14 protein-coding genes are annotated in these 22,678 nt (G+C 61.0%); 7 read left to right on the top strand and 7 right to left on the bottom strand.

Annotation, left to right across the window (positions count from 1 at the left end):
* Positions 1-92 precede the first annotated feature (92 nt).
* From M5B44_RS12000 to M5B44_RS11985, 4 genes are all read left to right on the top strand, one after another.
* Complete coding sequence (locus M5B44_RS12000; protein WP_248739273.1) at positions 93-1,448, top strand: HD domain-containing phosphohydrolase; 1,356 nt, start codon at positions 93-95, stop codon at positions 1,446-1,448.
* A gap of 72 nt (positions 1,449-1,520) precedes the next feature.
* A complete protein-coding gene (locus tag M5B44_RS11995) occupies positions 1,521-1,955 on the top strand; it encodes an NUDIX hydrolase (protein WP_248739272.1) in 435 nt (144 codons plus the stop codon).
* A 23-nt stretch (positions 1,956-1,978) separates the two neighbouring features.
* A complete protein-coding gene (locus M5B44_RS11990; RefSeq protein ID WP_248739271.1) occupies positions 1,979-2,617 on the top strand; it encodes a LysE family translocator in 639 nt (212 codons plus the stop codon).
* Positions 2,618-2,619: 2 nt separating this feature from the next.
* On the top strand, positions 2,620-3,135 hold the full coding sequence (locus tag M5B44_RS11985) for a GNAT family N-acetyltransferase (protein ID WP_248739270.1): 516 nt from the start codon (positions 2,620-2,622) through the stop codon (positions 3,133-3,135).
* A gap of 40 nt (positions 3,136-3,175) precedes the next feature.
* On the opposite strand, the gene M5B44_RS11980 is transcribed toward M5B44_RS11985, so the two are convergent.
* Both M5B44_RS11980 and metR read right to left on the bottom strand, forming a co-directional pair.
* A complete protein-coding gene (locus M5B44_RS11980) occupies positions 3,176-4,681 on the bottom strand; it encodes a hypothetical protein (RefSeq protein WP_248739269.1) in 1,506 nt (501 codons plus the stop codon).
* 135 nt (positions 4,682-4,816) lie between these two features.
* Positions 4,817-5,734: a transcriptional regulator MetR gene (gene metR / locus M5B44_RS11975; protein WP_096818509.1), complete on the bottom strand. Its 918-nt coding sequence runs from the start codon at positions 5,732-5,734 to the stop codon at positions 4,817-4,819.
* Between the two features lie 111 nt (positions 5,735-5,845).
* Between metR and metE the strand changes: the two genes are divergently transcribed.
* Entirely contained in the window at positions 5,846-8,158 is a 2,313-nt protein-coding gene (metE, locus tag M5B44_RS11970; protein ID WP_248739268.1) for a 5-methyltetrahydropteroyltriglutamate--homocysteine S-methyltransferase, read from the top strand.
* Positions 8,159-8,201: 43 nt separating this feature from the next.
* Here metE and M5B44_RS11965 read toward each other — a convergent pair whose 3' ends face one another.
* Positions 8,202-13,727 (bottom strand): dermonecrotic toxin domain-containing protein, encoded by a 5,526-nt coding sequence (locus M5B44_RS11965; RefSeq protein ID WP_248739267.1) that lies wholly within the window; start codon positions 13,725-13,727, stop codon positions 8,202-8,204.
* Between the two features lie 207 nt (positions 13,728-13,934).
* Here M5B44_RS11965 and M5B44_RS11960 point away from each other — a divergent pair, with 207 nt between their 5' ends.
* On the top strand, positions 13,935-14,969 hold the full coding sequence (locus tag M5B44_RS11960) for an alpha/beta fold hydrolase (protein WP_248739266.1): 1,035 nt from the start codon (positions 13,935-13,937) through the stop codon (positions 14,967-14,969).
* Between the two features lie 107 nt (positions 14,970-15,076).
* On the opposite strand, the gene M5B44_RS11955 is transcribed toward M5B44_RS11960, so the two are convergent.
* Positions 15,077-17,410: a hypothetical protein gene (locus tag M5B44_RS11955; RefSeq protein ID WP_248739265.1), complete on the bottom strand. Its 2,334-nt coding sequence runs from the start codon at positions 17,408-17,410 to the stop codon at positions 15,077-15,079.
* A gap of 251 nt (positions 17,411-17,661) precedes the next feature.
* Between M5B44_RS11955 and M5B44_RS11950 the strand changes: the two genes are divergently transcribed.
* Complete coding sequence (locus M5B44_RS11950; protein ID WP_114885263.1) at positions 17,662-18,327, top strand: DsbA family oxidoreductase; 666 nt, start codon at positions 17,662-17,664, stop codon at positions 18,325-18,327.
* 37 nt (positions 18,328-18,364) lie between these two features.
* Here M5B44_RS11950 and M5B44_RS11945 read toward each other — a convergent pair whose 3' ends face one another.
* The 3 genes from M5B44_RS11945 to M5B44_RS11935 are packed head-to-tail and all read right to left on the bottom strand — an operon-like array spanning position 18,365 to position 22,652.
* A complete protein-coding gene (locus tag M5B44_RS11945; RefSeq protein WP_248739264.1) occupies positions 18,365-19,753 on the bottom strand; it encodes a sigma-54-dependent transcriptional regulator in 1,389 nt (462 codons plus the stop codon).
* Positions 19,743-21,518 carry a sensor histidine kinase gene (locus M5B44_RS11940; protein WP_114885259.1) on the bottom strand — a complete coding sequence of 592 codons (1,776 nt, stop codon included), beginning with the start codon at positions 21,516-21,518 and terminating at the stop codon, positions 19,743-19,745. The genes M5B44_RS11945 and M5B44_RS11940 overlap by 11 nt, the downstream gene beginning before the upstream one ends.
* 6 nt (positions 21,519-21,524) lie before the next feature.
* Positions 21,525-22,652 carry a GNAT family N-acetyltransferase gene (locus M5B44_RS11935; protein ID WP_248739263.1) on the bottom strand — a complete coding sequence of 376 codons (1,128 nt, stop codon included), beginning with the start codon at positions 22,650-22,652 and terminating at the stop codon, positions 21,525-21,527.
* Positions 22,653-22,678 lie beyond the last annotated feature (26 nt).

Raw genomic sequence — 22,678 nt, 5'->3', positions numbered from 1 at the left:
CAAAAATCATCTAGCCTGTCACTCAGGCGCGGGCAAGGGAGGAGGTCTGTCGACACGCCTGCCACGTCCATCGTCTTTCGCGAGGCCACGCCATGGAAGAGCAATCCGCCCCGACTCCGGTCCATCGGCCTGCCGTGTTGCTGGTCGATGATGAGGAGTCGATCCTCAACAGCCTGCGCCGCCTGCTGCGTGGCCAGCCCTATGAGGTGTTGCTCGCCAGCAGCGGTGCCCAGGCGCTGGAAATGCTGGCGCAACGCCCGGTCGATCTGGTGATGAGTGACGCGCGGATGCCCAATATGGACGGCGCCACGCTGCTGGCCAGCGTTCGTCAGCTGTACCCGGCGACCACGCGGATCATGTTGACGGGCTATGCCGACCCTTCGGCGATCATCAAGGCCATCAACGAGGGCCAGATCGACCGCTACATCAGCAAGCCCTGGAACGACGAGGAGATGCTGCTGATCCTGCGCCAGGCCCTGGAACATCAGCATCTGGCCCGCGAGCGCGAGCGTCTGGAGCAACTGACCCGGGTGCAGAACGATCAGTTGAAGCTGCTCAACAGCACCCTGGAAAAACATGTCAGCGCTCGTACCGCCGAGTTGCAGCAGACCGCCGACATGCTCGATCTGGCCTACGAGGAGCTCAAGCACAGCTATGTGACCGGCACCGAGGTGTTCTCGCTGCTGGCCAACCTGCGCCTGCCGCCAGCCAAGCAGACCAACCGGCAGATCATCGAACTGGTACGCGGCTATTGCAAGGTGCATCGGCTGGACGAAGCCGCCAGCCGCGACCTGACCATGGCCGCCGCGCTGTACAACATCGGCAAGCTGAGCTGGACCGACAGCATGATGACCACCCCGTCGGACCTGTTGCACAGCACTAACCGCGACCGCTATCGGGGTTATCCGAAACAGAGCGAGTCGCTGTTGATGACCCTGGACCCGATGAAGGATGCCGCACGACTGATCCTGCATCATCAGGAACACTGGGACGGCAGCGGGTTTCCCGACCGGCTCAAGGGCGAGGCCATTCCCCTGGGTTCGCGGCTGTTGAAACTGGCGGTGGATTTCGTCGAGTTGCAGCGCGGGTTGATTCTCGAACGGCAGATGAACAGCGACGAGGCGTTGCTGTACCTGCGCCAGTATGCCGGCAGACTTTACGATCCCGAGCTGATCGAGGACTTCATCAAGGTCTGCGCGATGGTCAGCGACATCACCCTGACCGATCCGAGCGTCAAGGTGTTGGGCACCCGGGAGCTGGCGGCGGGGATGATCCTGGCGCGCAACCTCAATGCCGACAACGGCATGTTGCTGCTCAATGCCGGTAAGGTGCTGAGTGCGCTGCTGGTGGACAAACTGATCAGTTTCGAAGCCATGGAGGGGGCCAAATACAAGGTGTTCGTGAAAGTCCCGGAGGAGGGCGAAGCGGCGCTTCTGGCCCAGTCTTGAGACCGTATGAGGTGACGCTGGCGCGGCCGGCATGGGATCCTTGCGGTTTTTCCCAAGGCCGGTGGCTGACCCATGACCTCTGTATCCGCTGTTTCCCCCCGCACCATTCGCATTGCCGCCGCGCTGCTGCTCAACCCCGAAGGCCAGACCCTGCTGGTGCGCAAGCGCGATACCACCGCGTTCATGCAACCGGGCGGCAAGATCGAGGCCCATGAACTGCCGGTGCATGCGCTGGCCCGCGAGCTGGAAGAAGAACTGGGGCTGGTGATCGATCCGGCGCAGGCGAGTTTTCTCGGCCAGTTCTCGGCACCGGCCGCCAACGAGCCAGGATTCGTCGTGCAGGCCGAGATCTTTCAACTGACCATCGACACCGAAGTCTCCCCGGCGGCCGAGATCGAAGAGGTGATCTGGATCGACCCGGCCACTGACGGCGATGTGGTTCTCGCCCCATTGACACGCGACCTGATCCTGCCGTTTTATCGAGCCTCGCTGACCGCGATCGCCTGATCATTCGTACAAAGGACTTCGTCATGATCCCGCTTCAAGACCTGCTGATTTTTGCCGCTGCTGCGTTGTTGATGGTACTGACGCCGGGGCCGAACATGATTTACCTGATCTCCCGTTCGATCTGTCAGGGGCGCAAGGCCGGGGTCACGTCGCTGCTCGGCGTGGTGGCCGGGTTCTTCGTGCATATGTTCGCGGCGGCAGCCGGTCTGACGGCGGTGTTTCTCGCGGTGCCGATGGCCTATGAAGTGTTGAAGTGGGCCGGTGCGCTGTACCTGCTGTGGCTGGCCTGGCAGGCGGTGAAACCCGGTGCGCGTTCGCCGTTCGAAGTGCAGGCATTGCCGGCGGACTCGTCGCGCAAACTCATCACCATGGGCTTTCTCACCAGCGCCCTGAACCCGAAGATCGCGGTGTTCTACCTCTCGGTGTTTCCGCAGTTCATCACGCCGGAACACGGCTCGGTGTTCAGCCAGAGCATCATCCTCGGCCTGACCCAGATCAGCGTCAGTTTCAGCGTCAACCTGTTGATCGCCCTGTCGGCGGCGGGAATCGCCTCGTGGTTCGCCAGCAACCCGTCATGGCTGGCGGCGCAGCGTTATTTCATGGGCTTCGTGCTCGGCGGCCTGGCGGTGCGCCTGATGCTTGAGCAGCGCAAGGCAGCTTGAGCATGTGGATCGAACGGCTGGATGCCAGTCATGCGCTGGCCTATCGGGAATTGATGCTGGAAGCGTATGACCGGCATCCGCAGGCCTTCACCTCCAGCGTGCGCGAGCGAGCGGCGATGCCGCTGAGCTGGTGGGAGTCGCGCCTGACCAGCAAGCTCGACGCGGTGTTTGGCGCGTTCGAAGCAGGCCGCCTGGCGGGCATCGTCGGCCTGGCGTTCGAGCCTCGGGAAAAGGCCCGGCACAAGGCAACGGTGTTCGGCATGTATGTGTCGGCTGAATTTCGTCAGCGCGGGCTGGGCCTGAAGTTGATGGAGGCGGTGCTGGTGGAAGCGCAGCAGCATCCGGCGCTGAAGGTCATTCAACTGACCGTCACCGCCGGCAATGACGCGGCGTTCAAGCTGTACCAGCGCTGCGGCTTCATCCAGTTCGGCCTGGAACCGATGGCGGTGCGGGTCGGCGAGGATTACTTCGACAAGATCCATATGTGGTGTGAGGCGAGTTCACGTCTAGCGCAATGAATGAACGAGAGAGACGCCTGGCCTCACCCTTGTTCGTGCTTCAGACCAATGGTAGTGCTGGAAGAGGCGGGCCACTATAGAGCGGGGCCTCGTCCATTGACTCCATGATTCCGCCGCCACCCCCACTGCTGCGGATCACGCTGATGTTGCGAATACCGAAGTCATTACCGTAGCCGTTGTCTTGATGGTTCTGGATGTAGAAGCGGACGATACGGCGGGCGGGGACATTGATGTTCAACAGAAAGTCATACCAGACACCGTTCTTCGGTACTTCGCGTATCGCGCCATCACCTCCCTCGATGCCGCACTGCAATTGCAGGATCGGGTTCGGAATACCGGGTGCAGGGCTATCGGCAACGTGGCAGGCTTGCATCCGGAAGGAATAGGTTCCCGGCAGACAATCGAAGTCCTTGTACATCACCGTCCCGGCAAATCCTTTTATCGAACCTTGATCTGTGAAATTGAAGAATGCCTGCACGCCTGCGTGTATCCGGATATAGCCGGAGCGGGCCGCATTATGCAGGAGCCAGCCGTTGTAAGAGCCGTTCTGAAAGTCGGTGTAATCATCTTTCCATTCCGACACGATATTGACTCGCCATGGCGCTGAATCCGGCGCGCCGGCGGGCACTGGCCTGGCAATGAACGTGTGAGAAAAAACCGCCAGCCCCGAAATGCTGTAGTTCCAGTTACCACTGTTGTCAGCGGTGACGTTTTGCCTCACCGTGCCGTTGAGCAGAATTTGCAACGTTTGATTGGGGGCAGCAGTCCCTCTCAATGTGACACCGGTCTGAATGGTTGAACCGCCGTTGGGCAGGCTTGCCCCGGAAGTGTCTGTCAGCGATGTGATTCTTGGTTCCACCACCTGTTTCGTACCGATGGTGATAGTGGTCGTCGCCGACACATTGCTGTTGGTCAATTGATCAATCACCCGGGCACTCACCGGATGAGTGCCGTCGCCGATCTGTTGGAGTTCGGCGGCGGTCAGGGTATGCGTGATCGGTTTGGTGTGATCGGGGTTGGTGAACGTGATGCTCCAGGTGCCAATGGTCAAAGTGACCGTGTCGTAAGGCCGTGCGTAACCGACGGTGAGGGTGATGACCGCTGGCTGTCCCGGACCGATGCTGGGAGGATGGCTGACGGTGATGGTGGGCGCGGGCTTGTGGTACAGCAGTTGGAGCGTGAGCGAGTCATCTGTATTGCCACTGATCCGAGTCACTCGGTAAAACACGTCGTTGACACCGTTGGTGAACCAGAGCTCCGGCAGGTGCAGAAGGAAGCGATTGCCTTCCTCACCCGGCATGATGGTTTTGCTGACGTTGGTGCGAACGCTGTTGACGAACAACGTCGCGACATCAAAAGCCGCCATGCCCCAATTCCGCAAACCGGTGATCGGCTCGATGATGACCTCCAGCCCCTGCGGCGTGATTGCAGAAAGGGGAATGCCACCATGGGCAATCGACGGCGGCTGCACCGGGGTTACCCATTGCGGCGGGTACACCGGAAACAGGGCCAGCGCGGCGCTCACTGCTTGTGATTGAAGATTCATTGCGGTCTCCCGGCAGGTCGGCCAATTGAGTCAGGCCTCCATCACACAGCGAAAACGCATAGCCGCCTACTGTCAGATCTGACAGGTGAACGTGGTTTCAAGACGAACGGTTGCCACCCGTTTCGGTATGACGCCTCAACGAACCGCGCTGACCCCATCCAGCGTCGAGAACGACGTGTCCTTGGCCGTCAGCAGAAAATCGCGCATGTACGGCGCGTCCAGCATGTCGGCACGGATCGCCGCATACAGCGTTGCAAAAAGACCTTTCTCACCCAGCCGCTTGGCCTTCACGTAACCGCGTGAGCTGTATTCATGCAGCGCCCAGTGCGGCATGCCGCAGACGCCACGACCACTGGCCACCAGTTGCATCATCATCACCGTCAGCTCTGACGTGCGTACCTGCGCCGGTTCGATGTCGGCCGGTTCGAGGAAGCGGGTGAAGATGTCCAGCCGATCGCGTTCAACCGGATAAGTGATCAGGGTTTCCGTCAGCAGGTCTTCGGGGACGATGTACGGTTTGCTCGCCAGAGCATGCTGGTTGGCGACCGCGAGCATCGCTTCGTAGGTGAACAGCGGCACGTAGGTGATGCCGGCGATTTCCAGCGGGTCGGAGGTCACCACCAGATCCAGGTCACCCCGGGCCAACGCCGGCAGCGGGGCGAAGGAGAACCCCGAGGCCAGGTCGAGTTCGACTTCCGGCCACGCATCGCGGAACTGGTCGATGGTCGGCATCAGCCACTGGAAGCAGCTGTGGCATTCGATGGCCATGTGCAGACGCCCGGCGGTGCCACCGGCCAGGCGCGCGATATCGCGCTCGGCACCACGCAGCAGCGGCAGGGTCGCGTCCGCCAGTTGCAGCAGGCGCAGGCCGGCACTGGTGAAACGCACGGGTTTGGTCTTGCGCACGAACAACGGCATGCCCATGCGTTCTTCCAGTTCCTTGAACTGGTGGGACAGCGCGGACTGGGTCAGGTGCAGGCGGTCGGCCGCATCCACCAGGCTGTCAGCTTCGCGCAGCGCATGCAGGGTTTTCAGGTGACGGATCTCAAGCACCGCAGGCTCCATGAGGAAAATTTGTGATCAACACGAAAAGGTTGAGTTTGTCTCATGTTGCCCTGGCTGTCGACAATGGCGCCATCTTTTACGCAATGGAGAACACTCGACATGGCCGTGGCCCACACCCTTGGTTTCCCGCGCATCGGCGCTGACCGCGAACTGAAAAAAGCCCTCGAAGCCTACTGGAAAGGCGATCTCGATCAGGCCGCCCTGAATCAGGTCGGCCGTGAACTGCGTGCCACTCACTGGCAGTTGCAGAAAGACGCCGGCATCGACCTGCTGCCGGTCGGCGACTTTGCCTGGTACGACCAGGTGCTGACCCACTCGCTGACCTTCGGTGTGATCCCCGAGCGCTTTGACGGTGTGCGCGACGAACGCGGCCTGCCGACCCTCGACACGCTGTTCGCCATGGCCCGAGGCGCCACGTCGTCCTGCTGCGGCGGTGAGCACGGCAAGACCCAATACGCCCAAGAGCTGACCAAGTGGTTCGACACCAACTACCACTACCTGGTCCCGGAGTTCAGCGCAGACCAGCAATTCAAGCTGAGCTGGGAGCAGTTGTTCGATGAAGTCGAAGAAGCCAAGGCCCTCGGTCACAACGTCAAACCGGTGATCATCGGCCCGCTAACTTACCTTTGGCTGGGCAAGGCGAAAGGCAACGACTTCGACAAGCTCGACCTGCTCGAGCGCCTGCTGCCGGTGTACAACGAAATCCTCGGGCGGCTTGCCGCACAGGGCGTGGAGTGGGTGCAGATCGACGAACCGATCCTCACCCTTGACCTGCCGCAGGCCTGGAAAAACGCCTTCGAACGCGCCTATCACATCCTTCAGTACTCGCCGCTGAAAAAACTGGTGGCGACCTATTTCAGCGGTCTGCAAGACAACCTCGGCCTCGCCGTCGGCCTGCCGGTACAAGGCCTGCACATCGATGCCGTGCGTGCGCCGGATCAGCTCGGTCAGGTGCTGGATCGTCTGCCGACTTACAAGATTCTTTCGGTGGGTCTGGTCAACGGTCGTAATGTCTGGCGCTGCGAGCTGGAGCAGGCACTGGCACAGTTGCAACCGGCGCAGGAACGCTTTGGCGACAATCTGTGGGTCAGCAGTTCCTGCTCGTTGCTGCACAGTCCGGTGGATGTCGAGCGCGAAGACAAGCTCGATCCGGAACTGAAAAGCTGGCTGGCATTCGCCGTGCAGAAGTGCGCCGAAATCTCCGTGCTGCGTGATGCGCTGAACGATCCTCAAGCACCGAAAGTGCAAAACGCACTGGCCGAAAGCCGCGCCATTCAGGAAAGCCGCGCTCGCTCGCCGCGTATCCACAAGGCCGATGTGCAGGCGCGGATCGAGGCGATCAACGCCAGCGACAGCCAGCGTCATTCGCCGTTCGCCAAGCGCATCGCTGCGCAACAGGCACGTTTGAAATTGCCGGCATTCCCGACCACCACCATCGGCTCGTTCCCGCAGACCGGTTCGATCCGTCTGGCCCGTCAGGCGTTCAAGCAGGGCAAGCTGTCGGCCAACGATTACCACGATGCCATGCGCAGCGAAATCCGCCACGCGGTGCAGGTCCAGGAGCGCCTGGGTCTGGACGTTCTGGTGCACGGTGAAGCGGAGCGCAACGACATGGTCGAGTACTTCGCCGAGCAGCTCGACGGTTACCTGTTCACGCGCTTCGGCTGGGTCCAGAGCTACGGTTCCCGCTGCGTGAAACCGGCGGTGATCTACGGCGACCTGAGCCGTCCGAGCGCCATGACCGTGGACTGGATCACTTATGCCCAGAGCCTGACCGACAAGGTCATGAAAGGCATGCTGACCGGCCCGGTGACCATGCTGATGTGGTCGTTCCCCCGCGAAGACGTGTCGCGTAAAGTCCAGGCGCAGCAGCTGGCGCTGGCCCTGCGGGACGAAGTGGTGGATCTGGAAAACGCCGGGATCAAGATCGTGCAGATCGACGAAGCCGCGTTCCGCGAAGGCCTGCCGCTGCGCCGCGCACAATGGCAGGAATACCTCGACTGGGCGGTGGAAGCGTTCCGCCTGACCGCCTCGGGCGTGAAGGATGAAACCCAGATCCACACTCACATGTGCTACAGCGAATTCAATGACGTGATCAAGGCGATTGCCGACATGGACGCCGACGTGATCACCATCGAAACCTCGCGCTCGGACATGGAATTGCTCGATGCCTTCGAAGCGTTCGACTATCCGAACGACATCGGCCCGGGCGTCTACGACATCCACTCGCCACGGGTGCCGGACACGGCGGAAATGGTCAAGCTGATGAGCAAGGCCGTGAAACGGATTCCGGCAGCGCGGTTGTGGGTCAATCCCGATTGCGGGCTGAAAACCCGTGCCTGGCCGGAGACGGAAGCAGCGCTGGTCAACATGGTCGCGGCGGCGCGGCAGCTGCGCAGTCAGCTGGCTTGACGCACAGCAAAAAGGGGAGCGGCCAACCGCTCCCCTTTTTGTTTTACAACGCTTCGAACCAGGGCAGAACCGGCGAGCGTTTGCCGATGTCGGCATACGGCAGCGCCGCATTGTCGGCGTGAGTGAGGTAGCGGTGCTCCGGCAGTTTCAGATGCGCTTTCTCGAACTCTGCGAATGACGGCCTGGGTTTGTTGTAGTGGAAATGCGCATACCACAGCAGACGCGGCGGTCGGGCACTCAGGTCGTGGATTTCGTATTCCTGCAGATGGTCGGGACGACCGTCGGCGCGATTGCGCAGTTGTTTCATCAGGGCCACCTTGCGCACTTCCACGGCGTTCTGCCGGAGCAGGTCATCGAGCATGCCGTCTGTGAGTTTTCGACTCATCAGGGTTTGCCGGGTACGCAGCTGCCGCCCGGTGAGGCGCAATTCGTCGGCCTTCGATTTCAGTTCGCCGATGATCGGGTTCTCTGCCGATATCGCTTCAATGTCTCTGGCCCGATGGCTCAGGTCATCGGCTTCGCTGACCATCATGTGTTCCAGATCCACCGGGAGCATGTCGCGCTCGGCGTGTCCCTGCACCTTGACCTGATAGGCCGCTTGCCCGTCCAGACGCTTGCGAGCGTCGGCCAGCAACGATGCAAGGTTCCGGGAAGGCGCGGGCTGCGGTGTGTTCACCGCCAGCAGGCGGAATTTGCCGTTGTCAGCCTGCTCCCAGACTTCCCGGCCCGCTTTGCCGTGGTTCAGCACGAACTGCCGCTTGCGGGTTCTGGGTTCCCAGTTTTCCACCCCGATCAGCCATTGCTGGTCTTCGGTCTGGAAAATCTTCTTCTCGCTTTGTCCCGCTGTACGAGGTGGTGCGGGATGATCGATAGCCTTCCTGGCGCGTTCGGCCATGGCTTCGATGCCGGCCATCAACGGTTCGAATTCTTCCATGTGAAAGTACTGTGGATAGCTGGTCGTCCACTGATTCATTTCCCGGCAGTATCGGGCGTAGGTGTCGAGACAGTTGCCCAGGATCTGCATGCGCTGCGCCCGGTTGGCGCTGACTTCGGACAGGCTGAACTGGGTGAAGAGGGCCCGATCCATGTCCACACGCAGTTGCCAGGACCGTTGTTGCAGGTAGAGCCAGGAAACATCACCGGTGTTTTCGAAATTCTTGATGGACTCCAGGCGGTGAGCGGTCTTCAGGTAACCCAGATTGAAGTCGTTCATGCGCCCGTTCAAATAGGTGACGGCCTCGGTCAGTCTGGCCTTGTCCGCACGTACCCCGATCAGCGCGTACCAGCGGTTCATATCGCCCATGAGCGCTTCGACTTCTTCAATGGCGGTGGTCACATCGACGCGCAATCTGCGCATTTCCTGCAGAAGAGCCAGGCGTTCGGCAATCGAGTTGTCCGGCAGGGCATCGAGGGTTGCGTGCCGGGTGTCGATCTCGTCGAGCCATTTGTAGATCCGGTGGTTGGCCATATAGACACGGTGCTTGAGCCGGTCGGTCACCCTTGCGGCGTCCTGGCTTTGTATTTCAAGCAGGGCGCGCAACTTGTTGCCATGGGTGAGGACGCGCAGCTCGGCGGCTGTCTGGTACTGCCGGGTGAGCAGGGCGATATCCTCGTCGCAGGCTTTCTGTGCGACGTTTCTCAGCAGAGCGTCATCGGGGGCCTGGCAGTAAGCGTTGATCGCCCTGTCGCTTCGCTCGATCTGGAGATCGAGACGGTAACTCAGGTCATCGCATTCAAGCGTCAGTTGATGATGTCGACGATAGGTCCGGTCAACCAGCCAGCGCGGAAAACGCTCACGGATTGCCAGTGGCCAGAGCGGGTCGAGTGTATCGGCCATATGCCCGAGCACGCTGCCACCACCGACACCCCCGCCTTCGAAGGTGGTGCCGTAGACGCCGAACCAGGTGTCCCACTCTCCGGCCTCGTTCAGGGCGATGGGTTGCCTGTAGGTATTCTGCGAAGTACCGCGCAGGCGCCAGTTGCGGGAATCGCGGCTCCATTCGACCTGATAGATCCGGCCCTGCCGGACGATGAAATCACCGTCGGCGTGGCGGTAAATGTTGCGCCAGACGCCTCCCTCGGCCGCTCGCAGGCCTGCCAGCGAAATGGGATGCTCGTATTCGTAACCGGCAAAACGCTCAACGATGCGCCGGGCCTGTCGGGCATCGGGAACGGTCAGCGTACCGACCTCCGGGATCAGATTTCGCAGCAGGCGGGCACGGGTGGCCGAGCGGGCCGTCAGGGCTGCACCGGCGCCAGGCACGATGTCGATCAGCGCGTCGATCAGGCACAGCAACACCGATTCGACTTCGGCCAGGCCGTCGCCGAGCCTGCCTCGCAAAAAAGCGGCTACTGCCTGGTTGGCCGCGTTCCAGGCGTCGTACAGGGCGATGGCACTGCCAACAAATGGCAGCATGCCGAGGGCCATTTTCAGGTAATCGAACACCCGTGTGCCCTGCAGGGCATAACGTTCCCGATACAACGCATCGTTGGAGCGCGAGGAGCCGCGATGGACCTCGATCAGACGCCCCATGTGCGCATTGAGCAGATGAGCGGCCAGCGACGTGGTTACCGGCCAGCGCGGGCCGACACCGATCATGGCATCGAAGCGTTTGTCCACCGCCTGAGCGATGCGACGTTCGTGGGCGTTTACGCTGCCTTGCAAGGCCCGGTCGGCCAGATAGTGGATCATCTCGTCCTGGCTACAACGATTGAACAGATCCTTACGGGCGGCTTCAAGGCTGTCGTATCGGCGCAGAAACCTCGCGTCGGGAGCGTCCGGCAGATAGAGCAGCGTCGTACCGCTGTATTGTTCTTCGATGAAGGTCACTCCCGACAGCGTGGTGGGGCCTTCATTCGGTGTATCAGTGCCACCAGCGGCGAGGAATGCCGGAAGCAACGCAATGCGTCGACCGGCGGTGGTCCAGGCGTCGGCTGTGTCGGCATCGATTGCAGTTTCGAACAGGCTCAGGTCAGAGCCGCCAATGTGGTGCTGCAACTGTGCGCATCGGCCTTGCAGCCTGAGCATCACCCGCCAGGGTTCGAGCAGGCACTCCTGACGGTGCTCGCGCTGGAACGGTGGTTCATCGGTCGTGCCTTTGAAGGTGTCGTAAATCCTTTGTTCGTAGGCCTTGGGCAGGTCCAGCTCCGGTATCAGTTTGCGCAGGTAGGCCTGGGTAATACCAGCAGTGAGGGTCTGACGCTCCTGCTCATCGGTGGCGCTGACTTCGACGCGCATGAAGCCAAGGCGCAGTGGCAGTTGTTCAAGGTTCATCGACGGGGTGTTGTCGATATTGAGCTGGGCCAGGGTTTCGAGGGACATCCGGCTGCGGCTGGCGCTGGGGATGGCGACCACTTTTTGCGGGGTGCCTGGTGCACCGGAGGCACTGAAGGCCTGTTTTTGCAGCGCAACCGACTCCGGCAGATCCAGCTGTACCGAAAAGTGCCCCTTGAGAGAAAAGTCCCGACGCAGTCGGGCGTACAAATGCTGGCGAGTGAAGTCCTCCCGGGGTGGCAACGCGACGGTCAGCAGCTCATGACTGCGGTGCATCGCGCTGATCCAGGCCTGGATCAGCGTCTTGAGCGTGCTTTGTTCGTTGTCTCTCAGGTTGGCCAGCCAGGCGGGTGCCTGTGTGGCAAGGGTCGCGCTGCGTTCCTGCTGGATTCGATAAAGCAGCGCCAGGCGTCGTGCGGCATCGACAGGCACCTGTAGCAGGGGAAGTGTCTTGCGGCGCAGTTGCTCCAGTTCATCTGCACGCCGTTGTGCCTGTGATGGCTCGCTGTATCGCTGGCGAATCGTTGCCGCCCGGGTTTCAAACTCGCCGGTCAACTGATTCAACATAGAGAGTAACGGGTCACCGGTCAGGGTGTTCAATTGCAAGGTTTGCTGTGCGTCATTGGCGTGCAGCTTGAACACGTGCCGTTCAAGTGCCTGGCGATTGGCGAATCGCTGCAGGCCGCCACCGCTGCCGGGCCAGTAAAGCAACAGGCTCTGAATCGAGCTCATGGACATCAGTACGAGCGGGCCATGGAGTGTCTGGCGATGGTTGGTGACTTTGCCTCCTGCGGATTCGGTCAGTGACAGTGTCAGGCTTTTCACCACCCAGTCGGCATCGGTTCGGTCAGGTGCATCGAGCCATGCGATGAGCCGGTCATGCTCTTCGACACTCAGGCGATTCAGTGCCCGTTGCATCCCGGCTTCCGCCCGCAGACCTTGCATGTGCGCGTCGTACAGCGCGGTGAACTGGCGGTTGAAGCTGGTCAGGTCCAGCACCCGTTCGCGATAGAGCAGGGCGCGTGCTGCGAGATCGGCGGCCTGTTCGGCCGTTTCCAGTGTCGTTTGCAGCGCCTCGAACGATTTCAGGGTGTCGCCATCGCTTGATGCCTCGAGCGCATCGTGTGCCCGGGTGACGCTGGCCTGTCGCAGGGAACGGGGAATATCGGGGTGCAGGCTGCCGAACAGCGGTACTTCGTCTTCCTCCGCTGGCTGGGCGCCGGGCGGTTGATTGTCCAGGCCGGGCGGGGCGCAGAAGACGGCCATGCTGCGTTGCCGGTCGACCCTGTCGGCGAGGTCCAGCGCGTGGAGGCCCTGTTCGGCCAGACCGCGCGTTCCATCCGTGCCGTTGCGCAGGGCAGCAACCTGCGCGACTTGCTGCTGCAACAGCCATTCGTTGACCGCCGTGACCAGCGATTGCCCGGCCGGAATGTATTCGACCTGAAGGTTTTCGAGCGGCAGGCCAGCGGGCACCAATGGCTGTTGTGCCAGCCAGGTATGCAGATCACTACGCCGGGCGAAAGCCTGGATCGCGTCCGCTTGATCAGGCACGTACAGCAACTGTGCGGCGTCGTCTCCACGGCTGATGACCCAGGCCGCCGGCGGTTTCACCCGCACGCCATTGTGCAGGCACAAGGTCGGCAGCTCGACGCCGAGGGTATCGTCAGCCGCAGGCCGTGTACCCGGCTCCCCCATCAGCGACCACAGTGGCTGAAGCTGGTCGGCTGTCACTGTGCGTCGGGCGAAGGCCATTTGCGCGGCCGCCTCGATATGCCCGCGATACAACCGGCTGGCCTGTTCCCGGCGGGAACGGGGCGTACCCGGAGCGCGGCTTTGCCAGTAGGCATTCCAGCGCTCATCGAGCGCCAGTGCCGGTTCGAGGGCTTTGATCCGCGCGAGCAGTTGCGACGGGGGGAGTGCCGCCAATGCATGACTGCTGTTCACACCGGTCACCCGGCATTGACTGTCGAGCCATTCCTCTGGTCGCGGGGATTGGGTGACGAAGGCACAGGCTGTCACCAGGCTGACCCGGCGCTCCGGGTATCCATCGCCCGGGGGGAACGACAAACCAGCCTGCTCACCGTCCAGGTCCAGTTCCTGACGGAGCAACCGGTTGAGCGTCTCGCGTACCGACGGTACGCCGGCACACAGTTGTCGCAATCCTTCGCTGCACGTCTGTCGGCGGGTGGCCGCACTGTGCAGCAGGCTTTCATCGACAGACGCGGGCAGGGCGGCAAAACCGGGAAACGCTGGTAATGGCGCAGGAGTGTTCACTAGAAAGAAGCGTTCGATCATGGCAATGGAGCTCAAGGGAAGGGCGGCGGATCCGCTCCACTCAAGCGCCATTCAAGGAAAATCAGCGGGTGCCCGGGTGCTACATAGTTATCGGCCCGTTCGACCGCTCGGCACTCTTCATCAAACTGTCATCGAACTGTGGCAGCGCGCTTGAACAAACTTCATCAGACTCGCGCTCTACTGGGGTTCTGCGTTTCGGTGTTTTTCATGTTCAAGGGAATTTTTGCAATCGCGGCGTTGTTGGCCGCGGTTTTTTTCGTTCCGGCGTCTTCTGCGGCGTCGCGTTGTGATGTCAATGTTCCGACCGAACGGGTCGATCTGGCACAGGTGAGCCTGGCGTACCAGAGCATCGGTCGTGCGTCGGATCCGGCGTTGCTGCTGGTGATGGGCCTGGGCGGGCAGTTGATCCACTGGCCGGACGAAGTAGTGGTCGCCCTCTGTCAGCAGGGTTTCCGGGTGATCCGCTATGACAACCGAGATGTCGGTCTGTCCACCTGGCGCCAGGCACCGGCCGAGGCCAACCTGACGTTTGAAGTGTTGCGCTACAAACTCGGCCTGCCGGTGGCGGCGCCTTACAGCCTGACCGACATGGCCGAGGATGCGCTGGGCCTGATGGACGCGTTGCACGTCGAGCAATTCCACGTGCTCGGCGCGAGCATGGGCGGGATGATCGCCCAACACCTGGCGGCCATGGCGCCGCAACGGGTCGAAAGCCTGACGCTGATCATGACCAGCTCCGGTGCCGAAGGCCTGCCGGCACCGAGCGCGGCGCTGGTGCAGTTGCTGTCGCGGCGCGGTGCCCCCAATCGCGAAGTGGCGCTGGAACAACAGGCGGATCTACTGGCAGCGCTGGGCAGTCCGATGGTTACCGATGATCGTCAGATGCTGCTGCATCAGGCCGCGGTGGCCTATGACCGGGCCTTCAACCCCGAAGGCGTGAAGCGCCAGATCATGGCGATCCTCGCCGAACCGAGCCGGGTGGCGCTGCTCAATCAGTTGCGGGTGCCGACCCTGGTGGTGCACGGCACCGCCGATCCGTTGCTGCCGGTGATGCACGGCGTACATCTGGCGGCGCACATTCGCGGCAGCCAGTTGAAGCTGATTCCGGGGCTGGCCCATCGCTTTCAGGAGGCGTTCAAGGCGCCATTGCTGGCGGCGGTGTTGCCGTATTTGCAGCAACATCGTGAAGACACTTCGCACTGGGCGCAGATCGAACCGGTGGGCGAGCGCAATCTGCTCTAGTAAGGGCGCCGTCGCGCGCAGGGGCAGGGCCTCCGATAAAGCCCATCGCATCAGTGGACGGTGATGGGCTTTTGTTCTGATCGGAAACCGATATGACGAGCTTCTGATCAGATTTTCCTGACATGGTAGAGAGGGGTGTCAGGGTGGGCGATAGCGCCTCGGTCATACGTCGCATTCAAATCATAGGCATAGGCTATACCTCCCACTTGATCATTGTTGGTATTTGACCAATACAAACCTGCGGGCCAACCGAGAAATGAAGCGACTGGCGTTCCGTTGAAGTAGATCGCTCGAAATACAGCCATCTCTGTAACGGAAAGTGCTGTCGCCCGCCAGCGCTGGCCCTCTATGTGATTTGGATAACCCGGCCAGCTCACCAGACCACCAAGCGTCACCAGGGTAATGCCGGATATGGTTAGAACAAAGGACGCTGTTTGACCCGAGCTGTCTCTGACTGTGATTGTCGCTGAGCCATTGCCGCAAGCCGTTATCAGCCCCGAAGTCGGGTTCACTCTCGCGACTAAGGTATTTGAGGACTGATAGTTGAAGCCTCCACTGCCTCCTGAGGCGGTGCGGAGATAGGTTCCCTGGGCAGGCGGTGACATTGGTGGTTGGTTGGGCACCAGAAAATAGTTCGACAAGGGGAGGTGATGGTTGGGGCCCAGATAAAGAGGTGCGCTAACGCGAAAACTCCAAGTGTTCGATACAGGTTGGCCGCCAGACTGCGCTTTAGCCATTATTTGATAACTGTTGGATCCGCTGACTGCAAATGTGAAGCGCCAAGTGCCATTCGATCCCGCCGTGGTGTTATCTAGGAGTATCGTTCCGTTTCGGATCTCCAGGTTTTCATTTGCTGATGCATCCCCGCTCACGGTCACACTACCTGCCGTCGTGGTACCGCCATCAGGTACAGGCTGGTTTGTCTGGGTGTTGATTGCAGCGGTAATTGTAGGCGTCTGTGTTTGTGGGGCACCGATCTGAAGCTGCAACGGTTCGGACTGGACTGAGGGCGCTCCCGGTTTTTCGATTTTGTAGGTGACGATCAATGGTTTGCCAGGGAACCGTTCGATGTACTCGGCAAGCACGGTGAAGACAACCTCCTGGGTTGCATCGACAATGAATTGACTGAACATATACATGTTCACCACCCCGTCTGATCCGGTTATCTGCCAGATCATCGTAATCGTTGCACCGTTGACCAATGGCCAGTATCTGGGGATCACGACATGCGCCAGCGGGGTGTCCGCAGGTAGTTCGCCTCCTTGCTGTTCGGTAATGGTCGGGGCGGCGGCGGGGCTTTCGGATTTGCTTGCGCTGACGGTCACGGTAGCGGACTTGGAGTTTTGGATGATCGTGCCGCGTTCTTTCGTATAGCTGAGCGTAAACAGACCTTTGATGACGTTTCGAATGAGCTCGTTTGGCAACGGTATTTGCAAAAGCCGGCTGTTGGCCGCCACCGTCCTTTCGATCGCATGTTCGACCCGGTCACCCCCTGAAGTAAACAGGGCAATGGTGAGTACTACATAATCGCCAATGCTGAATTGGTCCGTCAAAAGAACCGTTGCTGCAGCGCCGGCCAGACTGCTGTAGTCAAGATTGTTTGCAGCATCCGCTTCATCCACCAGAGGGGCCGCGAGAAGCACATCGGTAGGCTTCAGGGAAAGCATGACTGCGCTTGACCATCCACTGCCGTTCTCCACCAGATCGACGATTTCATAACTGACCGGCACCTTGTCGGTGTTGGGCAGTCTGGCCAGGAAGTCGGGTGGCAAGTCAAAAAATACATCCCCCAGAGCGCTGACCGTTACGCTCACGACAAGCGGGCCTACCATCAGATAAACCGTGTCGCCGATTGCCTGATACAGGTACTGCGGCACGGTGACGATCATGCCGTTGTCCAGCACGGGTTTGTCGATTACCGTCTCCGAGGGAATCGGCAGTGCCAGCCCCTGGTTGTTGGGAAGATCGGGCCGGGTATCTGCTTCGCCAGGACCGAAGGGTTTGAACAGCAGAGGCAGGGGTGGAGAGGTATTTGTATTTCCGCTGGGGCGTGTGACAGTGAATACCAGCGGCAACGCATCAGGCATGGGGATTGGGAAGGAATACAACTGATTCAGAAGATCAGTTGGCAGGTAAAACGGTACAGGTTTGTCGACGTTTAGTCCCACCGGGATGGGGGCTCCGACAGGTCTGGGAGGTGTCCCGATGCGTAACTGTATGGAGTCCAGACTGTCCATGGCTGGGTACGGAAGAAAGTAACCCAATAACCCCCGACGATCGCTATTCACCATGTTGCGGTTCACGCCGTAGACGTTATTTGCCAGCGCTTTCGCCCCCGGGATGAACGGAGGGACATCCGCCATTGTGCCCAAGGGATTTGGATCCGTTGAAAAGACAAGTGTCTGAGTCGAAGCGTTGGTGTTGCTCGATAAACTGACCATGCGGTTGCCTCCAAGAGATAGCGCCATGCTCTCAACACGGGATGGCGTACAAGATCTGATTGGACGGTTGCTGCTGATGACTGTCGACTGTCAGAACTTACAGGTCAGGGTACTTTTCAGACTAGCGGTATGCCTGGTTCAGTCATGCGGATACGTCCGACATCTTCATGTGTCCCGGAGCTGTCTGACACCCCATTCATATGAGGTGTATCGTGCAGGCTTTCAGCTAAAGCAAATGTGCGAGGTGCGCGATGAGTTCTGCCCTGAAAATCGATTTTGTTAGCGACGTGTCCTGCCCGTGGTGCGTCGTCGGTCTGTACGGTTTGCTGCGGGCGCTGGAGATTCTGCGCGACGAGGTGCAGGCCGAGATCCGTTTCCAGCCGTTCGAGTTGAATCCGAAGATGGGCGCCGAAGGGCAGAACATCGGCGAGCACATCCAGGAAAAATACGGCTCGACCCCGGAGCAGTCGCAGAAGAACCGTGAAGTGATCCGCGCCCGTGGCGCCGATGTCGGTTTCGCCTTCCGCACCGATTCCAACAGCCGCATCTACAACACCTTCGATGCGCATCGGTTGCTGCATTGGGCGGGCGAGGAGGGTTTGCAGTTGCCGTTGAAAGAGGCGCTGTTCAAGGCGTATTTCACCGATGGCGGCAACCCGTCCGATCACGGGCAACTGGCGCAGATCGCCGAAAGCGTGGGGTTGGACCGACAGCGTGCCGAGGCGATTCTGGCGTCCGACGAGTTCGCCAGCGACGTGCGCGAGGAAGAACAACTGTGGCTGTCGCGCGGCGTGAGTTCGGTGCCGACCGTGGTGTTCAACGGGCAATACGCGGTGACTGGCGGGCAGCCGGTGGACACCTTTGTCGGGGCGATCCGGCAGATCATGAGCGAGGCGAAGGGCGGCACGGTGAATTGAGGCCGCGAGGTTCCCGGGCAACGCCCGGGAACCCGGATCAGCGGACGATCTTGTCGACGTGAATCCCCAGTTTCTTCAGGCGATACCAGAAACTGCGCTCGGAAATCCCGATCAGTTGCGCCGCCGCAGCCTGCACACCGTTGCTCTGGGCCAGCGCGGCGAGGATGTAGGCTTTTTCCACCTCTGCCAGCGCCGCTTCCAGGTCGGCCGGCACGCTGCCTTCGGCAACCAGCGCTCCCGGCTGGGTCGGTTGTGAGGCGAACAGATAGGCCGGCAAGTCCTGCTCTTCAATCTCGGCGCCGGACGCCACGATGGTCGCGCGCTCGACGCAGTTCTGCAGTTCACGAATGTTTCCCGGCCACGAATAGCGGGCCATTGCCTGCAACGCTTCGGCACTGAAACCGCTGAAGCGTTTGCCCGCCGCAGCGCCCAGCGTGTGGGCGAAATGCCGGGCCAACGGCGCAATGTCTTCGACCCGTTCCCGCAGGGCCGGCAACGGAATCGGGAACACGTTGAGGCGGTAATACAGGTCTTCGCGAAATTCCTTGTTGGCCACCGCGTCCAGCAGGTTCTTGTTGGTCGCGGCGATGACCCGCACATCGACCTTGCGCTCGCGTGGATCGCCTACCGGTTCGATGATGCGTTCCTGCAGGGCGCGGAGGATTTTCGCCTGCAGTGCCAAAGGCATTTCGCCGATCTCGTCGAGAAACAGCGTACCCTTGTCCGCTTGCTGAAAACGCCCGACCCGATCCGCCACCGCACCGGTGAATGCGCCTTTGCGGTGGCCGAACATTTCACTTTCCAGCAGCCCTTCCGGGATCGCCGCGCAGTTGACTGCGACAAACGGCTTGTCGGCACGGTTGCCGTGTTTGTGGATGGCCCGGGCGACCATTTCCTTGCCGGTGCCGCTTTCGCCGGTCAGCAGGATGGTAGCGTTGCTTTCGCGCACCGAATCGATCGCGCTCAAGACCCGGCGAAAGCTCGGGCTGTCGCCCACCAGGCTGTCGATCTGCTGGTGCTCGTCGAGTTCGGCGCGCATGCGCAGGTTGTCTTTGAGGATGTCGCGAAACTGCAGGGCCTTGCTGACGGTGATGTCCAGCTCATCGATGTCGAAGGGTTTGGCGATGTAGTCGAAGGCGCCGTTGCGCATCGACTGCACGGCATTCTTCACCGTGCTGTAGGCGGTCATCACGATCACCGGCAACTGCGGATAGCGGTTCTTGATTTCCGCCAGCAGTTGCGGGCCGTCCATGCCGGGCATGCGCCAGTCGCTGATCACCAGATCGATGTCTTCGGACTCCAGCACCTTGAGCGCGTGCAGGCCGTTGCCGGCGGTGAACACCACAATGTCGTTCTGACTCAAGGCCGATGCCAGCAGGTCGCAGAGCTTGGGCTCGTCGTCCACCACCAGTACGTTATGCGTCATCGCTGTCCTCGTCGAAATCTTCACCGTTGGCCGGAATGTACAGGCTGAAGGTGGCTCCGGCATCTTTTTCACTGACGCATTCGATGCGTCCGTCATGGTTTTCCATGATCGAGAAGACTTTGGCCAGACCGAGCCCGGTGCCGGACGCCTTGGTGGTGACGAACGGCGTGAAAATCCGCTCGAGCATGTCCGCTTCGATGCCCTGGCCAGTGTCGCTGATGCTGATGACCGTGTTGTGTTGATCGCTGTGGATGCCCAGGGTCAGGCGGCCGCCGTCGGGCATGGCGTCGATGGCGTTGACGATCAGGTTCAGGCCCGCCTGCTTGAGTTGCCGGGCATCGGCGTACAGGGTCGCACCCGGCGCGCGGTCCTCGATCTGCACATCGATGTTGTGGCTGGCCAGTTCCGGGGCGCAGAAGCCCACCAGTTCATCCACCAATGGCCGTGCCAGTTGGGTCGAACGCAGTGGCGCACTGGGCTTGGCGAAGTCGAGAAATTCGGTGATCAGGTCGTTGATGCGGCTGACTTCACTGACCACGTATTCCAGATGACGCTTGTCGGTCTCCGGCAGGTCCGCGCGTCGGTGCAGCAGTTGCGTGGCGGTCTTGATGATGCCCAACGGGTTGCGGATTTCATGGGCCAGGCCCATCGCCACTTCGCCCAGCGCATGCAGGCGGTCGCGGCGTCGCAGTTGCGACTCCAGATGCTGCAACTCGCCGAGGCGTTCGCTCATGTGGTTGAAGATGCTGCTCAGTTCCGCCAGTTCATCGCCGCCGGTGACCGGCAGGCGCTGGCGGTAATCCCCGGCAATTACCGCTTGTACACCTTTGGCCAGACCGCGCAGCGGCTTGGTCATGCGCTCCGACACCAGCCAGCCCACCGCCAGCGAAGCCGCCGAGCTGAGGATGAAGATCAGGATGAACAGGTTGCTCTGGTTCACCAGCCCGACCAGCGTGGTGTGGCGCAGCAGACCACTGAACACCACGCCTTGCAGTTCGCCGTTTTCGTTGAGAATCGGTCGGTAGATGCCGCTGTAGCGTTTGGTCGACTGCTCGATCGGCAGCTTGGTGCTGCGCAATTGATCCTCGATTTTCGCAGGCACGATTGCCGGGTGATCTTCAAAGCGCTGGGTGGAAAAGATCTCGGAGAAATCGGCGTCCCTGGCCAGGTACAGGCGCAGGTCCAGAGAGTGCACGTCGGCGACGCTGGTGAGGAAACTGTTATCGAGGTAGGTCACCACGATCAGTTTGTAGTCGGTGCCGTCCTGCTCGCTCTCGAAGGTCGACACCACGGCGCCGGTCGCCACGCCGCCGACCTGCAGGGTTTGCAGCACGGCTTTGGGCGCGGTGCTGATCTGCCGCACGATGTCATCGGCGGCGGTGCTGAACACCACTTTGTGATCGCTGTTGCGCACCAGCGCGACTACGTCGATGCCCATGGAGTCGGCAATGTCGGCGGTGAGCTTGTCGCGCCGGGCCGACTGCCGGTCCGTGGGCGGCCGGGTGTAGCGCAGGAACAACTGCGCGATCCGGGCATTGTCACGCACGATCTCGCGGATCTCGTCCTCGACGATCTTGGTCGATTCCTGCAGCCAGATCCGCACGTTGCTGTCGAAAATCTGCGACAGGGTGGTGGCCGCGAGTTCCGCGGCGATCATGGTCGGAATCACGCTGACCAGCCAGAACGCCAGCACCAGTTTGCGTTGCAGGCTCCAGCCGGAGAGGGCGAAGGGTCGGGCGGTGGCGCGTCGGTCTTTGCTCATCATGCTCGCTTATTGTTGTTCGCTTATCGCAGTCGCCATGGCCGGATCGGTACGGTCCGGGCGGATGAAAATCTTCACCAGCCGCAGCAGGTGATTGAGTACGGGGTGGCGATGGCGGAAAAACACCGTATTGCCGATGAACGAACAGCCCAGGCGCAGCTTACTGGCATAACCGGCCTGGCCGCACGCGTAGATCGGAATCCGGTGCTCAATACAGTAGCCGACATTCGCCAGCCAGCTGCGCATGTACAGCTTGTGCTCGCGGGTGCGGGCCAGATCGTGGGCGAAGAACTTGTCCACCAGCCGCTGCTCGTCCAGCAGCACCAGATTGAACGCCACCAGCTCATCGTCCACCCAGTACAAAACGCAGGCGGCACGCTCGTCGAGGTGTTCCAGCACCTGGCGGAAATACGCAGCCGGCAGGCATTCGAAGGTCAGGTCGCTGCGCGCCAGTGTCGCTTCGTAAAGCCGCATCATGGTCGGCAGCAGGTCGTCCACCGAACGTCGCCATTCGATGCGCGGGCCCGAACCGCGCAGGGTCCGGCGCAGGTCCTTGCGGGTGGATTTGCCCAGGGTGCCGAGGTAAGCGTCGACCGAGGCGAATTTGATCGGCAGCTCGGCACCGGGCAATCCCGGCATGCTTTGCAAACCGGCCTCGCGGCAGGCCTGGAGCCATTGCGGATTGCGGTGGGAAGCGTCCTTGACCGCCAGCAGGCCGACGCCGGCCTGGTCCGCGTCCTCGCGGGCCAGTTGCAGCAGGCGTGCAAACAGCGCCGGCAAACGTGCCGGATCGAGCGATGGGTGCGTGCCGACATGGCACTGCTCCGCCACTGGCGAGCCGAGGGCATACAGACGAATGTCGAACAGCCCCGGCCAGCAACTGCGCAGCCACTGGCTCAAGCGTTTGCCGGTGCCCTGCAGAGTGGTGTCGAGAGAATAAGCCGTGGTGAAGGCCACGACCGCCGCAATCAGTCGGTTGTCTTCAAACAGCGCCAGATAGCGCCAGTGAAAGCCGTCGATGCCGGCCTGTTCCACGGCGCGATAATAGGCCCAGTCTTCGAGCTCCTCGGGAAAGCAGGCATTCCACGCGTCGCGATCAATCGCTTCGATGGTTGAAAAGGCTTGGGCCGTGATCACGTCGTTTCCTTAACCGGCATGGCATG

It is taken from the genome of Pseudomonas sp. MWU12-2029 (genome assembly GCF_023242425.1).
Classification (GTDB): domain Bacteria; phylum Pseudomonadota; class Gammaproteobacteria; order Pseudomonadales; family Pseudomonadaceae; genus Aquipseudomonas; species Aquipseudomonas kribbensis.
Note: the sequence above shows the minus strand (reverse complement) of the source record. Positions and strands in the feature narration are given on the sequence as shown.

Excerpts from the sequence above, each read along its gene's own strand:
- M5B44_RS11990 (WP_248739271.1), top strand. The coding sequence starts at position 1,979 with ATGATCCCGCTTCAAGACCTGCTGATTTTTGCCGCTGCTGCGTTGTTG.
- M5B44_RS12000 (WP_248739273.1), top strand. The coding sequence starts at position 93 with ATGGAAGAGCAATCCGCCCCGACTCCGGTCCATCGGCCTGCCGTGTTG.
- M5B44_RS11945 (WP_248739264.1), bottom strand. The coding sequence starts at position 19,753 with ATGACGCATAACGTACTGGTGGTGGACGACGAGCCCAAGCTCTGCGAC.
- M5B44_RS11940 (WP_114885259.1), bottom strand. The coding sequence starts at position 21,518 with ATGATGAGCAAAGACCGACGCGCCACCGCCCGACCCTTCGCCCTCTCC.
- M5B44_RS11985 (WP_248739270.1), top strand. The coding sequence starts at position 2,620 with ATGTGGATCGAACGGCTGGATGCCAGTCATGCGCTGGCCTATCGGGAA.
- M5B44_RS11955 (WP_248739265.1), bottom strand. The coding sequence starts at position 17,410 with ATGGTCAGTTTATCGAGCAACACCAACGCTTCGACTCAGACACTTGTC.
- metE (WP_248739268.1), top strand. The coding sequence starts at position 5,846 with ATGGCCGTGGCCCACACCCTTGGTTTCCCGCGCATCGGCGCTGACCGC.
- M5B44_RS11965 (WP_248739267.1), bottom strand. The coding sequence starts at position 13,727 with ATGATCGAACGCTTCTTTCTAGTGAACACTCCTGCGCCATTACCAGCG.
- M5B44_RS11980 (WP_248739269.1), bottom strand. The coding sequence starts at position 4,681 with ATGAATCTTCAATCACAAGCAGTGAGCGCCGCGCTGGCCCTGTTTCCG.
- M5B44_RS11960 (WP_248739266.1), top strand. The coding sequence starts at position 13,935 with ATGTTCAAGGGAATTTTTGCAATCGCGGCGTTGTTGGCCGCGGTTTTT.
- M5B44_RS11995 (WP_248739272.1), top strand. The coding sequence starts at position 1,521 with ATGACCTCTGTATCCGCTGTTTCCCCCCGCACCATTCGCATTGCCGCC.
- M5B44_RS11950 (WP_114885263.1), top strand. The coding sequence starts at position 17,662 with ATGAGTTCTGCCCTGAAAATCGATTTTGTTAGCGACGTGTCCTGCCCG.